This is a genomic window from Cutibacterium avidum 44067, from assembly GCF_000367205.1.
Classification (GTDB): Bacteria; Actinomycetota; Actinomycetes; order Propionibacteriales; family Propionibacteriaceae; genus Cutibacterium; species Cutibacterium avidum.
This window is the reverse complement of record NC_021064.1, coordinates 1,104,808-1,119,231: the sequence shown is the minus strand read 5'-3', so window position 1 is coordinate 1,119,231 and position 14,424 is coordinate 1,104,808. Positions and strand designations below refer to the sequence as shown.

Below are 14,424 nucleotides of genomic sequence, written 5' to 3'. Positions count from 1 at the left end.
CCACAATCGGATCACCCGTCGCTCCACGATTCCCCAGCTCGACATTTTCCGCGGCGCGCTGAGATGTGGCCTATCGCGCGTCCGGGTAGGGTTGGGACCCGGTATGTCCTGAAATCTGTCAGGACGTCCCCCACAGGCCACAACCAGCGACCACGTCAAGAAGGACCAGGCATGAGAACAGCGGAGATCGGACAGCGCTTCGTCGACTTCTTCGAGAACAAGGGTCACGCAGTGGTGCCGAGCGCCTCGCTGTTGTACAACGACCCCACCCTGCTGTTCGTCAATGCCGGCATGGTGCCGTTCAAGCCCTACCTCATGGGCACCGAGCCTTCCCCGTGGAAACGCGCCACCAGCATCCAGAAGTGCGTCCGCACTCTCGACATCGACGAGGTCGGCAAGACCACCCGCCACGGCACCTTCTTCCAAATGCTGGGCAATTTCTCCTTCGGTGACTACTTCAAGAATGAGGCCATCCAGTACGCCTGGGAACTCGTCACCAAGCCTGCCGACCAGGGTGGATTCGGCTTCGACCCGGCCAGCATCTGGGTGACGATCCTCGGCCCGGGGTTCCATCCGGACTACCCCGAGGGCGACATCGAGGCGCGCGAGGCCTGGCGAGCCGTCGGGGTTCCCGATGAGCACATCCAGGGCCGTTCCCTCAAGGACAACTACTGGCACATGGGCGTCCCCGGTCCGGGCGGCCCGTGCTCCGAGATCTACATCGACCGTGGTCCGGCTTACGGCCCCGACGGAGGTCCGCAGGCCGATGAGGATCGTTACCTCGAGATCTGGAACCTCGTGTTCGAGACCGAGGATCTGTCCGCGGTTCGCGCCAAGGAAGATTTCGACATCGCCGGCCCGCTGCGCAGCCTCAACATTGACACCGGCGCTGGTCTGGAGCGCATTGCTTACCTGCTCCAGGGCGTCGACAACATGTACGAGGTTGACCAGGTCTTCCCCGTCATCGAGAAGGCTTCGGAGATGTCGGGCAAGCGTTATGGCGCCAATCATGACGACGACGTCCGGCTGCGCGTGGTTGCCGACCACGTCCGTTCCGGCCTCATGCTCATGACCGACGGCGTCACCCCCGGCAACGAGGCTCGTGGTTATGTGCTTCGTCGTCTGCTGCGTCGCGTCGTTCGTGCCATGCGTCTGCTCGGTGTGGAGGATCCGGTGCTACCTGAGCTGCTGCCGGTCTCCCGCGACCTCATGTCTGCTTCCTTCCCGGACGTCCTCGCCCAGTGGGATCGAGTCATCGGGGCCGCCACCGCCGAGGAGGAGACCTTCCGTCGTACCCTCAGCGCCGGTACCGCGATGCTCGACGCCGCGGTGGCAGATACCAGGGCTGCGGGCTCCAAGACCCTGTCTGGTGACAAGGCCTTCCAGCTGCACGACACCTACGGTTTCCCGATCGACCTCACCCTTGAGATGGCGGCCGAACAGGGCCTGCAGGTCGACCGTGACAAGTTCACCGCCCTGATGGCCGAGCAGCGCGCCCGTGCCAAGGCAGACTCCAAGGCCAAGAAGGGCCTGCTCACCGACCCGGAGGCCTACTCCCAGGTGCGCGCCCTCGGTGAGACTCCCTTCCTCGGTTACACGGATCTGACCGTCGACACCACCGTCACTGGCATTATCGCCAACGGTGCCTCCGTCACGGTTGCCGAGTCCGGATCCGTCGTCGAGGTCGTGCTCGCCGAGACCCCGTTCTACGCCGAGATGGGTGGCCAGGACTCCGACTCCGGCATCATCCGCGCCAATGGCTTCGATCTCGAGGTCCTGGACGTCCAGCGCCCGGTTCCCGGCCTCATCGTTCACAAGGTACGTCTCGACGGAGACCTCGCTGTCGGTGACAAGGTGACCGCGCTGGTCAACCCGACCACCCGTTTCGGGGCCTGCCAGGCCCACACCGCCACCCACGTCATCCACGCAGCCCTCCGCGAGCTGGTCGGGCCGTCGGCCACCCAGGCCGGCTCCTACAACAAGCCCGGCTACCTGCGTTTCGACTTCTCGGCTACCAAGGGACTCTCGGAATCCCTCAAGGAGGAGATCGAGGAGCGCTGCAACGTCGCCATCCACGACGATTTCGAGGTCACTGACACCCAGATGCCTCTTGAAGATGCCAAGGCCATGGGAGCCATGGCCATGTTCGGCGAGAAGTACCCGCCGATCGTGCGCGTCGTCGAACTGGCCGGCCCATGGTCCCGCGAGTTGTGCGGTGGCACTCACGTCGCCTCCACCGGTCGTATCGGCATGCTGAGCCTGCTGGGCGAACAATCGGTCGGTTCGGGGACTCGCCGCGTCGAGGCGCTGGTCTCCACCGATGCCTTCCGCCACATGGCTGCCGAGCGTGCCCTGGTCAACGAGCTCACCGGCATCCTCAAGGTGCAGCCCGACCAGCTGGCTGACCGCGTCTCCAAGCTCGCTGCCGACCTCAAGGACGCTGAGCACAAGCTGGCCGCCGCCCGCACCCGCGAACTCATGGGGCAGGTTGACGACATCGTCGCCGGTGCCACCCCGGCCGGATCCTTCGACCTCATCGCGGCCAGGGTGCCTGGTGTTCTTGGCAACGACCTGCGCACCCTGGCCTCCGAGGTCCGGGTACGCGTCAAGGATCGCCCAGCGGTCGTCACCCTCATCGGAGGTACAGACGACAAGCCCGCCATGATCGTCGCGACGACTGAGTCCGCTCGCGCCGCCGGAGCCAGGGCTGGTGCCCTCATCAAGGCCGGTACGGGGCCGATCGGTGGCCGCGGTGGCGGCAAGGACGACATGGCTCAGGGTGCCGGCAGCGATGCTTCTGGTATCGACGCCGCTCTTCGTGCCATCAACGCCGAGTTGGCTGCGCTGTGAACTCCGAGGAGCGTCCCGATACCTCCCTACGCGGTGTGAGGATCGCTGTCGACTGGGGGAAGGCCCGGATCGGTGTGGCCGCGAGTGACCGTGATGCCATCCTTGCCTTCCCGGTCGAAACGGTGCAGACCGCGAATCGTCCGGTGCAGCGCCTAGCCGAGATCATCGCCGAGTATGAGCCCGTCGAGGTCATCATGGGCCTCCCGGTGGCCCTCGACGGCACCGAGCAGATCGCCGCGCGGGATGTTCGGCAGGCTGGACGTCAGCTGGCCGAAGCCATCAGTCCGATTCCGGTGCGCTGGGTCGATGAAAGGATGACGACACGTACGGCCGCTCGTGCTCTCCACGATGCTGGGCGAGACGCGCGCAAACAGCGTGGCGTTATTGATCAGGTGGCTGCGGTGGCCATACTGGAGCACGTGTTGGAGCAAGTCCGGTCGGCCCGATCGGCGACGACGACAGGAGGGACGGATTCGTGAGCGGACCGTTCGACGAACAGGATGACCCCAAGGCGGAGTTCTGGTACAAGTTTCGCAGTGCTGTGGCGGTCATCTTGTCCTTGGCGGTTCTCGTTGGTGGGTGCGTCTTCGTCGGTGTCAAGACCTATGACGCCTACATCTCGTACAAGTCGGCCGACGACTACCTCGGAGACGGTGAGAAGGACGTCCTGGTGCGTGTGCCCTCGGGCGCGTCGGTGAGCGAGGTCGGATCGATCCTGCTCGACAACGACGTCATCAAGTCGACGAAGGCCTACAACAAGGCCATTCGCGAGTCGGAGTCTGACGTCACGATCCAGGCCGGCCAGTACAAGCTCAAGACCCACATGAGCGCGGCGAAGGCTGTCTCCATCCTGGGCAACCCGGACAACATCCAGCGCACTCGCGTCACCCTTCCCGAGGGGCTGACAACCGAGGAACAGTTCGCCATCATGGCCAAGGGCACCACCATGCCCGTCGACAGTTTCAAGGTCGCGTACAAGCAGACCAAGAAGCTTGGCCTGCCGGTGTGGGCCAAGGACCGTCCGGAGGGTTTCCTCTTCCCTGACACCTACGAGGTGGGTTCCAACCCGACGCCGCTGGAGATTCTGCAGATGCAGGCGAACCAGTTCGTCAAACAGGTAAACACCATGAACTTCATGGGTCAGGCCCAGGCCATCAAGCGCAGTCCCTATGATGCCCTCATCGTCGCCTCCATCCTGGAGAAGGAGGCCAGGAACCCCAAGGACATGAGGATGGTCGCCGGCATCATCTACAACCGTCTCAACCAGGGTATGAAGGTGGAGTCGGATGCGACGGTACTGTACGCCAACCATGCCGACGGAAAGCTGACGACGACCGACGAGCAGCGCGCCAAGGATTCTCCTTACAACACCTACCTGCACAACGGCCTCCCGCCGACTCCCATCAACAATCCTGGTGCGGCGTCGATGGAGGCGGCCGTGACCCCGATCAAGAGCGACTACCTGTACTGGGTCGTCACGGATCCCGACAAGGGGACGACGGCCTATGCCAAGACCCTGGCCGATCACGAGAAGAATGTGAAGAAGTTCCAGGCGTGGTGTCAGGACCACAAGGGTAAGTGCTGATCGGGAGGAGTTGACGATGCGGTGCGCGGTTGTTGGTCATCCAGTGGCTCATTCCGTGTCGCCGGCAATCCATCGGGCCGCATATCGGGTTCTCGGACTGGACTGGTCCTATGACGCCGTTGACGTCGAGCCCGGTGGACTGCGCACCTTTGTCGATGAGCTGGACGAGTCGTGGCGCGGCTTGTCGGTGACGATGCCCCACAAGGTTGATCTCAGTGAGTTGGGGGAGACCGACGAGACCGTCGAACTGCTCGGAGCGGCGAACACCTGGGTGCGTCGTGGCGGGAGAACCATCGTCCGTAACACCGACGTGACCGGCGCCGGAGCTGCGCTTCGGTCTCGAGGCGTCACCGAGGTTGGGAAGGTCGTCATGCTCGGAGCGGGGGCGACGGCACGGTCGGTTCTTGCCGCTGCCGTCCAACTGGGGGCAGACGAGGTCATCATCATGTCGCGCTCTCGCGATCGGTCGACCGAGATCCTTGAGCTTGCCAACCGTCTTGGGATCCGCGTCGCCTGGTTGCCCTTCGAGTCCGAGCCGTCGCGTTGTGACCTCATGGTCTCGACGGTTCCGGCCGGGTCTGTCATGGACCGGGCTGAGAACCTCGTTGCCCATGCTGACGCCGTCTTCGACGTCATTTACGACCCGTGGCCGACGCCGCTGACGGTGGCTGGGGAGAACGCTGGCATCACGGTCATCGACGGTCTCGACCTGCTCGCCGGACAGGCCGTCGACCAGGTTCGTCTCATGACGGGCCATGACGTGCCCATGGATGTCTTGAGGTCCACAGCGCAGAACGCCCTGGCTGAGCGCGCCCGCCTTTGAGAGACTGGGCCCCATGTTGCGTTACCTCACTGCCGGGGAGTCCCACGGCGCTGCCCTTGTCGCGACGGTGGAGGGCATCCCGGCCCATGTCCGCGTCGGGGCCGACGAGATTTCAGAGGAGTTGCGACGTCGTCGCCTCGGGGTGGGGCGAGGGGCCCGGATGTTCTTCGAAGCCGATGAGTTGGAGCTGATCGCGGGGTTCCGTCACGGGGAGACCCTCGGCGATCCCATCGCGATCCGGATCGGTAACTCCGAGTGGGACAAGTGGCGTACCGTCATGGCTCCCGGACCGGTATCCCCCGAGGAGCTGGCCGGTCAGGCTCGTGGTGCTGCTCTGACCCGTCCCCGTCCGGGACATGCTGACCTCGCGGGTATGCAGAAGTACGACTTTGATGAGGCCCGTCCGATCCTGGAACGCGCATCGGCCCGTGAAACCGCTGCGCGAGTGGCCCTGGGAGCAATCGCCAAGGCCTTCCTCAAGCAGGCCCTCGACGTCGATGTGTTGTCCCACGTCGTGTCCCTCGGGCCTGTCGAGTGTCCTGAGGATGTGCGGCCGGAACCGGCGGATCTGGCCTGTATTGACGCTGATCCGGTGCGTTGTGCTGATCCGGCCACGAGCGAGCGGATGGTTGCTGAGGTGGAGGCGTGCCGCAAGGAGGGCGACACCATGGGTGGTGTCGTCGAGGTGTTGGCATATGGTCTGCCTGCTGGGTTGGGATCCCACAGCCAGGGGGACCGACGACTCGATGCGCGTCTCGCCGGAGCACTCATGGGGATCCAGGCCATCAAGGGTGTCGAACTGGGGGACGGCTTTGAGCTGGCCCGTCGTCGCGGCTCTCAGGCCCATGACTGGATGGAGCCGACCGAGGCGGGTATCCACCGCATGAGTGATCGTGCGGGCGGTACCGAGGGCGGCATGTCAACCGGCCAGGTGTTACGGGTGAGGGCGGCCATGAAACCCATCGCAACTGTTCCCCGCGCCCTGCCGACGATCGACACCACCACTGGTGAGGCCGCCACGGCCCATCATCAGCGTTCCGACGTCTGCGCGGTCCCGGCGGCAGGTGTCGTGGCCGAGGCCATGGTTGCCCTGGTGTTGGCCGAGTGCGCCCTGGACAAGTTCGGCGGAGACTCGGTGGCCGAGACCCGCCGTAATGCTCAAGCCTACCTGAGTCGCCTGGCCGAGCGCGGTCTGGTGGTGGCTCCGTGAGCGTCATTGTTCTCATTGGTGCACCCGGATCGGGAAAGTCGACCGTGGGGCCGCTCCTGGCTGAGCGTTTGGAGGAGGAATTCGTCGACGTTGATGCTCTCATCGAACAGGTCGAGGGGCGCGACATCCCGGAGATCTTCCTCGTCGAGGGAGAGCCGTACTTCCGCCAGGTGGAGAGGCGGGAGACCCTCGCTGCGATCGAATGCGGTGGAGTGATCTCCCTGGGTGGTGGAGCTCCGGTCGACATCGAGGTCGGTAAGGCCTTGGATCAGGTGTGTGTCGTCTGGCTGGACGTCTCGGCTCGTACCGCGGCTGACCGGGTGGGGCTGAAGGACACCGGCCGACCGCTGCTGGGAAGCCAGGTGCACTCGCAGTTGGTGCGGCTCATGAAGGATAGGCGAGCGGTGTACGAGCGTCCGGCAACCATCCGAGTGTCCACCGACAAACTGACTCCCGACCAGGTCGTCGAGGCGATCATGAGTGAGCTGGCCGACCTGGAGGGGGAGTCATGAACCTTGTCGAGGTAGCAACGGCTCAGCCCTACCGGGTAAGGATCGGCTCCGGCGCTGTGACGGAATTGGCTGGTCTCGTGGCAGGTCGCAGGGTCGCGGTCGTGTGCCCCGAGCCGCTTCTGGGCCTCGTGGGTCGAGTTGGTCTTGACGATCCGATCATCATCGCGGTGCCGGATGCCGAGGCCGCCAAGTCACCTGATGTCCTGGTCAGGGGTTGGCAAGAACTCGCTGAGGTTGGCATGACCCGCGGCGACGTCATCGTCGGTCTGGGTGGTGGAGCCACCACCGATCTGGCCGGGTTCTTGGCGGCGACGTGGATGCGTGGGGTTGACGTCATCCAGATCCCGACGACGGTGCTCGCCATGGCCGACGCGGCGATCGGCGGCAAGACCGGCATCAATATCCCGGCTGGGAAGAACCTCGTCGGGGCGTTCCACGAACCGAGGGCGGTGCTGTGCGATACCGATCTGTTGACAACCTTGCCTGTGCGTGAGGTGCGATCGGGGCTTGCAGAGATTGTCAAGTGTGGATTCATCAATGATCCTGTCATTCTTGACCTCGTCGAGGGACAGGACGTTCTTGACGTCACCTCGAAGGCCTTCGTCGAGGTGCTGACCAGGGCAGTTTCGGTCAAAGCCGCCGTTGTCAGCGGAGATCTGCACGAACGAACGTCATCACGTGGCCAGGTTGGTCGCGAGAGGTTGAACTACGGGCACACCTTGGCCCACGCGGTGGAGGCCCACAAGCACTTCACCTGGCGCCACGGTGAAGCGGACGCCGTCGGGATGGTCTTCGCTGCTGAGTTGTCCCGGAGGTGCCTGGGACTGTCTGTCGAGGTCGTGGATCGTACCCGGACCATCCTCTCGGGGATCGGGCTTCCCACCACCTTCGATGAGGTCGCGTGGGCGGATCTTCGCGCGATGATGAACCTCGACAAGAAGACCCGGCTCGAACCAGGCACTGGTCGGCGCGTCCTGAGATTTGTCGGTATCAGGGAGCCCGGTGAGGTCGCGATGATCGTCGACCCCTCCGAGGACGTGTTGGGCGAGTGCTACCGGAGCCTGCAGAGCGCCTGATGTCCCAGCGTATGTCGCTGTTACGTCGCTTTCCTGCTCGCGCGACTGCTGAGGCGTCCGCTCATTGATGACCAGCCGGGGGTTGGTACCTCGATATGGGTGCCGGTCAACGAGCATTGATGTCTCCGAGCACGACTGTCCGTACCCTCATGCGGCAATCGCGGTTATGAAAGCTGAGGTTGCCACTCGAGGCCGCACGGTCGGTGGTCACAACCGACATCTCCACAGCCGTACCGGGTGACAGCTCAGAACGGCGGCTACGCCATGCCAGATTGAACTAGGTGGCGGCTAGGCCGTGGCAAGGCCGCCCATGATCTTCCGCAACACCGGTTCGGTGAACATGGTCTTGGGCCGATGGCGACGGTGGAGATGGGACGCCAACCAGTCGAGTACAAATCTCGGGTTGTGTCGGATCATGGTTGGGGTGGTGTGAAGGACCTTCCAGCCATGCCGATCGAGGTGGGCTGATCGCATCATTGTTGCCTCGTAACCATCTGCGGTGCCATGGACGTTTCTGCCGTCTATCTCAAGGGCCACCTTCTCGTCCTCAAATGCTTGGTCGAGGTAGTAGTACCTGTCGCCAACCCGCACCTTGTGATTTGGTTTGTGGCCGGTGATACCGACAGCTCTCAGCATTCGGCTCATCTCCAACTCGGGAATTGACCATGCCGCCAACGTGATGTCGGCCAGAGCAGCATCGACCTGGTCCCTTGGGTAACGACCCGTGAGGCTCTTGCGTGCGCGCCGGCAGCTTTCAGGGGTCACGAGCCGTTGCCTCAACGCTTCACAAACCCACTCCCATTCCCCTTGGATGGCCAACACCAGGACCGAGACCTCCGGTGCTGCGAGACGAATCCGCTCCCTCTCGGTGATGAATCGGTGCGGAACGTGCCAGCGATGAACGCGGATGCCCGGTCTGACGAGGGCACGGGTTCGAGAGAATGCCTCAACTTCGTCGACGGTGCGCAAGTCCATCGGGCGAACCGAACCTGGGGCCGTCATCCCGAGCAGGATGAGGGCCGTCTTGCCTACGAGGACGACATCCCGGTGCCACAGGAAGAGCGCCCGGATGATTGTCTCTGGGTCGCGAGCAAGGGGTGTGGCGGCAACGACCCCGGGCAGGATGCGGACAGCGTCTCCGCGTGCCACCGCCCGGTCGGCCTGACCCCGGATGTAGCTATGACGGTGAATACGCGCGATTCCGCGGCGCTCGATCTGGTCTTGAAAGGTTCTCACGTCTTCAGTTGTCGTCGGAGACCCCGGAATCCGTCAGGCAATGTCAGATCTGTGGACAAGTGTGGTCCGGGTACCGACCACGGTTGTGGACAACTAGAGACTGGTCGAGCTTCTCGCTGGGTGGGGCGTCACCTCACACTGTCATCACCGCAATTGCCACAAACAACCCGCGCCAAGACCCAATGTTTACCTTGGATTGCGCTGTGAATGTCTCGCGCCGGGGATTTCGGAGGTTGCCAGGGCTCATCGCTCACCCGTAGTATCTTCATATGAGCGAAGATACGCATACATGCACCTTTGGTATCGACAGCGATTATGTCGACCTTGCGGCGGAAGTGTTCGCCCTGCTCGCTGACCCAACTCGGATTCGCATCATCCTGGCTCTTCGGGAGGGCGAGATGTCCGTGAGAGATCTGGCGGAAGTCGTCGGTAAACGCCCCACCGCTGTTTCCCAGCATTTGGCCAAATTGCGCATGGGTCGCATGGTGTCTGCCCGCCGCGACGGCACAACGATGTTCTACAGCCTCACCGACGAGCGCGCCCGCAATCTAGTTTCGCAGGCTGTCTTCCAGGCAGAACACGATGTCGACGCCATTCCAACCCACCACATGGTTGAGATGACCCAGGGTGCGCGTTGCCCGGCCAGCCGTACGACGACGGCCTGACCGTCACGCCGGTTCCGTTTCCGATGACACAGGAACCGTCTTCCGCCCGCCGAGGGCGCATTTTTCGGCGCGAGAACCTCCGCTGACCACATTTACCTCCCTCAGGAGAACATCCATGCCCTCTTGGCGTGACCGTTTTGACCTTGATCTCGGCTGGCGCGCGACTCTCTGCGCCGTCGCTGCCGTCATCGTCGGACTGGGTCTGGTATGGCCAGAACACCGGGTCCCCGCGATTGGGGTCATTTGCCTGACTGTCGGGTGCTGGCCTTTCCTCGCTGAGGCCTTCGACGATCTCTGTCATGCCCACATGAGTATGGAATTATCGATGCTGTGTGCCATTGCTGCTGCGGCAGCGATCGGTGAATGGGTCACCGCACTCATGATCACCACATTCGTGCTCGTCGCCGAGATCCTCGAGGACCTCTCCATGGAGCGCGGTCGTGACGCTCTCACCGACCTGATGGCTTTCCTCCCGGACACGGTTCGGGTGAGACGCAACGACGGGATCGTCGACACTGCTCTGGCTGAACTCACCGTGGGGGACCTCATCGTGATCTCGCCAGGGGATCGAGTTGCCGTGGATGGACTCATTCAAGCGGGAAGATCCGAGGTTGATCAGTCCCGAATCACCGGCGAACCGATGCCGGTGACCGTGCGTGAAGGGGACCGCGTCCTGGCGGGTTCTGTCAATCATGGCGGCGCGATTGAGGTGCGCGTCGAGCAGATCGGAGCCAATTCCAGTTATGGTCAGATCGTCGAGGCTGTGCGCTCCGGCCAGGACAGCCCGACCCCGGTTCAGCGGCTCAGCGATCGCGTTGCCACCTGGATCGTCGCAGCGGCCTTCCTCGCTGCAATCATCACCTGGTTCGCGACCCACGACCTGCGAGCCACCATCTCGGTCATCGTCGTCGCCGGTGCATGTGGTGTTGCAGCTGGCACGCCACTGGCGATTCTGGCTGGCATGGCCCGGGTTGCCAGACGCGGAGCCTTCGTGAAAGGCGGCGTGCACCTGGAGCAACTCGGTCAGGTCGACACGGTGGTGATCGACAAGACGGGCACGATCACTGCTGGACAACCGACGGTTTCCAAGGTCGACCCGGCTGCAGGCTGGGCGGATGACGATGTCCTCTCCCTGGCCGCATCCGTCGAGCAGTTCAGCGAACACCCGGTTGGCCGTGCCATATGCGCGGCTAGTGACGTGACGGCCTTGATGGCCGAGGACTTCCGCTATGAGCCTGGGCATGGTGTCTCAGGCGTCGTCGGCGGTCGCCGCGTCGAGGTCAGCAGACGCGTCCCCGCCGGGTTCTCCACGGACGCCATCGCGCGGTCATACGTGTGGGTGGACGACGAATGGATTGGCGCAATCCAGTTCGTTGATGAGATTCGTGAGACGTCCGCAGCAGCAATTGAGGAATTGCACCGCATGGGGCTTCAGGTCGTCATGTTGTCGGGAGATGCGGAGGCAACAGCCAGACAAGTGGGCGATCAGGTCGGTGTTGACGAGGTCCGTGCTGGATTGCGTCCGATTGAAAAGGCCGATGTCATTTCGGAACTCATGGCATCGGGACGCAAGGTGGTCATGGTTGGTGATGGCGTCAACGACGCTCCCGCTCTTTCGGCAGCCACCGTTGGGGTGGGCATGGGCGCCGGTACTGAGATAGCTCGACGATCTGCCGACGTCGTCCTCATCTCCTCGGACCTTGCCGACCTTGCCGGCGCCGTCAGAACGGCTCGACGGGTGCGAGGCATCATCTGGTTCAACGTCGTCGGGACCCTAGCCGTGGATGTCCTCGGCATGGTCCTGGCCGCGACCGGAGCTCTCGGACCTCTCGGAGCGGCGCTGGTTCACGTCGGTAGTGAGACGGCCTTCATCCTCAACTCGGCGCGGCTTATTCCCACTGGGTTCAACGCAGGTGAACGACGGCGCCCAGAATCGCGTATCAGCCCCGTCGTCAGGGGCGCCGCCATCCACCCCGGCGGGACAGCCTCCCTCAGTCTCCAACGGTGTCTCGGGCTCGACGTACCAACCGAGGATCGGGCTGGCCGACGACGTCTTCGTCTTTGCCTTCGTAATCGTATTGGGACAGGAAATACCTCATGGCGTTGAGACGCGCGCGTTTCTTGTCATTGGACTTGACGCAAATCCACGGGGCAGCATCGGTGTCAGTCGCGGCGAACATCTCTTCCTTGGCGCGGGTGTAATCGTCCCAACGTCCCAAGGATTCCAAGTCCATTGGGGAGAGCTTCCAGCGGCGAACCGGATCGAGCTGACGAATTGCGAACCTAGTGCGCTGTTCCTGACGGGTTACCGAGAACCAGAACTTGGTGACGTGGATTCCCGACTCGATCATCATCTCCTCGAGCTTTGGGGCCTGGTGCAGGAAGATTCGATGCTCTTCGTCAGTACAGAATCCCATTACCCGCTCGACGCCGCCCCGGTTGTACCAGGACCGGTCGAAGAGGACTATCTCGCCGGCAGTGGGAAAATGCTGGATGTAACGCTGGAAGTTCCACTGGCCGAGCTCGCGGTCCGAGGGCTTGTCGAGGGCGACGGTACGGCAGCGACGGGGATTGAGATGCTCACTGAACCTCTTGATCGCGCCACCCTTCCCGGCTGCGTCGCGTCCCTCAAAGACGATGACGTGACGGTCGCCGGTGTCGTCAATGGAGTATTGGAGCTTGAGAAGCTCGATTTGCAGCAACCTTTTCTGGGTTTCGTACTCTCGCCTGTCCATGAGGTTCGGATAGGGGTAATCCTCATGCCAGGTCTCCACGGCGGAACCGTCTGGAGCGATGAGTTCGGGATCGTCTCCGTGCTCATCGGAATCGACGACATATCCGGCATCAGCGACCAGGTCAATGAATTCACGCAGCGAGTGCTGGTCGGAATCCGTGGCAGGATCAAAGTGGGCGCGCAGCCCGGTGGAGTCAAGGTCGTGCATGGTGTCAACGTTACTGAAGAGGTGTGCGGCCAAGGCCTCAACGACATGAACGGGACATGACGGGACCATGTCATGGGAGCGGCGAGTGGTCCGCACCTGCCTGTCATGGGTCTGCCTTCCCCCGGCATAGGGGGTTGAAGCCCCCCGTCCGCTAGACTTGTCCAGGATGTCGGCTGGCGTGCCGCATCCTGATCCATGATCGACGCAATTCATCTCGAAAGGGACCGACCTGTGGTTATCTCCACCAATGACATCAAGAACGGCACCGTTCTCAACCTCGACGGCCAGCTGTGGACGGTCATCTGGTTCCAGCACCACAAGCCGGGTAAGGGCAACACCGTCGTTCGTACCAAGCTGAAACACGTGCTGAGTGGCAAGGTTGTGGACAAGACCTTCAACTCTGACGTCAAGATCGAGTCGGCCGAGGTCGATCGTCGTGACATGCAGTACCTGTATCAGGATGGTGACGTCTACGTCTTCATGGACGAGACCACCTACGAGCAGCTGCCAATTCCCTCTGAGGTCGTCGGTGACGCCAAGGACTTCATGCTCGAGAACCAGACCGCCACCGTCGCCCTGCACGAGGGCAACCCGCTGTACATTGACCTGCCCGCCTCGGTCGAGCTCGAGATCACCTACACCGAGCCTGGCTTGCAGGGTGATCGTTCCACCGGCGGCACCAAGCCCGCCACCCTCGAGACCGGTCGCGAGATCCAGGTTCCGCTCTTCATCACCACCGGTGAGAAGGTCAAGGTCGACACCCGCTCTGGCGACTACCTCGGTCGTATTTCCGAGAAGTGAGTACGAACACCACTCCGACGCCTGACGACGAGGGCCCCATCGAGAGGATCGGAGACCTCGAGGTCAAGCGCGTCAGCGGAGACATCCAGAAGCACGCTGACCTCTCGACGCGGTCCAAGGCGCGCAAACAGGCCCTCGACATTCTGTTCGAGGCTGATCTCATGGGTACCGACATCCTCGAGGTCTTGGCCGCCCGCCCGGGCGTCTTCACCAACTCGGTACGCCCGTTCGCGGCTGATCTGGTTCGCGGGGTGGCTGCCTCTCAGGCTGGCCTGGACTCGGTCCTCACCGATTGTCTGTCCGAGGGCTGGACGTTGGACCGGATGCCGCGCGTCGATCGTGTCCTCGCTCGCCTGGCCGCCTTCGAGATTCTGCATACGGATACGCCGGACCCGGCCGTCATCTCTGAGGCCATTGAGCTGAGTGAGGAGTTCTCGACCGATGACTCGGCGCCATTCCTCAATGGTTTGCTTAACGCCGTCATTGTCCACGGCCCTGCTCGGGTGGAGGACGTGTCCTCTGCGGACGTTGCCCCTCCGGAGGCTGCTGGTGACGGCGAGAACGTGACCGAAAAATCAGTGGTGGAGGAATCCGTTGACGGGGTAGATCTGGAATCGGAAGAACATCCGACATCCAACGATCACGAATTGGACACAGATCCCCACGAATCGTCCCCAAGCTCCGACTAAGCAGACTAGTGTACCGAAGGTCTCCACCAGGGTTC

13 protein-coding genes are annotated in these 14,424 nt (G+C 62.9%); 11 read left to right on the top strand and 2 right to left on the bottom strand.

All coding sequences use genetic code 11. The annotated features are described in order from the left end of the window. Positions 1 to 171: 171 nt before the first annotated feature. Genes alaS through PALO_RS05085 form a run of 7 tightly spaced genes read left to right on the top strand, consistent with a single transcriptional unit; the run spans position 172 to position 8,056 of the window. On the top strand, positions 172 to 2,850 hold the full coding sequence (gene alaS, locus PALO_RS05115; protein WP_015582685.1) for an alanine--tRNA ligase: 2,679 nt from the start codon (positions 172 to 174) through the stop codon (positions 2,848 to 2,850). Between the two features lie 35 nt (positions 2,851 to 2,885). After that, entirely contained in the window at positions 2,886 to 3,329 is a 444-nt protein-coding gene (gene ruvX, locus PALO_RS05110) for a Holliday junction resolvase RuvX (protein WP_171023470.1), read from the top strand. Continuing rightward, on the top strand, positions 3,326 to 4,435 hold the full coding sequence (gene mltG, locus PALO_RS05105; RefSeq protein WP_015582684.1) for an endolytic transglycosylase MltG: 1,110 nt from the start codon (positions 3,326 to 3,328) through the stop codon (positions 4,433 to 4,435). Before ruvX ends, mltG begins: the two co-directional genes overlap by 4 nt. 16 nt (positions 4,436 to 4,451) lie before the next feature. Next, positions 4,452 to 5,258, top strand: a complete 807-nt coding sequence (locus PALO_RS05100; RefSeq protein WP_004811318.1) for a shikimate dehydrogenase — start codon at positions 4,452 to 4,454, stop codon at positions 5,256 to 5,258. Between the two features lie 13 nt (positions 5,259 to 5,271). Continuing rightward, positions 5,272 to 6,468, top strand: coding sequence for a chorismate synthase (gene aroC, locus PALO_RS05095; protein WP_004811317.1), 1,197 nt, complete (start codon positions 5,272 to 5,274; stop codon positions 6,466 to 6,468). Then, positions 6,465 to 6,980: a shikimate kinase gene (locus PALO_RS05090; protein ID WP_004811316.1), complete on the top strand. Its 516-nt coding sequence runs from the start codon at positions 6,465 to 6,467 to the stop codon at positions 6,978 to 6,980. Before aroC ends, PALO_RS05090 begins: the two co-directional genes overlap by 4 nt. Beyond that, positions 6,977 to 8,056, top strand: a complete 1,080-nt coding sequence (locus tag PALO_RS05085; protein ID WP_023033421.1) for a 3-dehydroquinate synthase family protein — start codon at positions 6,977 to 6,979, stop codon at positions 8,054 to 8,056. The genes PALO_RS05090 and PALO_RS05085 overlap by 4 nt, the downstream gene beginning before the upstream one ends. Positions 8,057 to 8,344: 288 nt before the next feature. Here the strand turns inward: PALO_RS05085 and PALO_RS05080 are convergent, their stop codons facing one another. Then, on the bottom strand, positions 8,345 to 9,229 hold the full coding sequence (locus tag PALO_RS05080; protein WP_373430358.1) for an endonuclease domain-containing protein: 885 nt from the start codon (positions 9,227 to 9,229) through the stop codon (positions 8,345 to 8,347). 332 nt (positions 9,230 to 9,561) lie between these two features. Here PALO_RS05080 and PALO_RS05075 point away from each other — a divergent pair, with 332 nt between their 5' ends. Both PALO_RS05075 and PALO_RS05070 read left to right on the top strand, forming a co-directional pair. Continuing rightward, on the top strand, positions 9,562 to 9,957 hold the full coding sequence (locus PALO_RS05075; protein WP_015582681.1) for an ArsR/SmtB family transcription factor: 396 nt from the start codon (positions 9,562 to 9,564) through the stop codon (positions 9,955 to 9,957). Between the two features lie 115 nt (positions 9,958 to 10,072). Next, positions 10,073 to 12,064: a heavy metal translocating P-type ATPase gene (locus PALO_RS05070; RefSeq protein WP_015582680.1), complete on the top strand. Its 1,992-nt coding sequence runs from the start codon at positions 10,073 to 10,075 to the stop codon at positions 12,062 to 12,064. Here the strand turns inward: PALO_RS05070 and ppk2 are convergent. Beyond that, the gene (gene ppk2 / locus PALO_RS05065; RefSeq protein WP_015582679.1) at positions 11,949 to 12,899 is read right to left on the bottom strand and encodes a polyphosphate kinase 2; all 951 of its coding nucleotides are present in this window, start codon (positions 12,897 to 12,899) and stop codon (positions 11,949 to 11,951) included. The two genes, PALO_RS05070 and ppk2, sit on opposite strands and share 116 nt — an antisense overlap. A gap of 231 nt (positions 12,900 to 13,130) precedes the next feature. On the opposite strand from ppk2, the gene efp reads away from it, so the two are divergent. Together efp and nusB are read left to right on the top strand one after the other, a co-directional pair. Beyond that, positions 13,131 to 13,700, top strand: a complete 570-nt coding sequence (efp, locus tag PALO_RS05060; RefSeq protein ID WP_015582678.1) for an elongation factor P — start codon at positions 13,131 to 13,133, stop codon at positions 13,698 to 13,700. Continuing rightward, entirely contained in the window at positions 13,697 to 14,389 is a 693-nt protein-coding gene (gene nusB / locus PALO_RS05055) for a transcription antitermination factor NusB (protein WP_015582677.1), read from the top strand. The genes efp and nusB overlap by 4 nt, the downstream gene beginning before the upstream one ends. Positions 14,390 to 14,424: the final 35 nt, after the last annotated feature.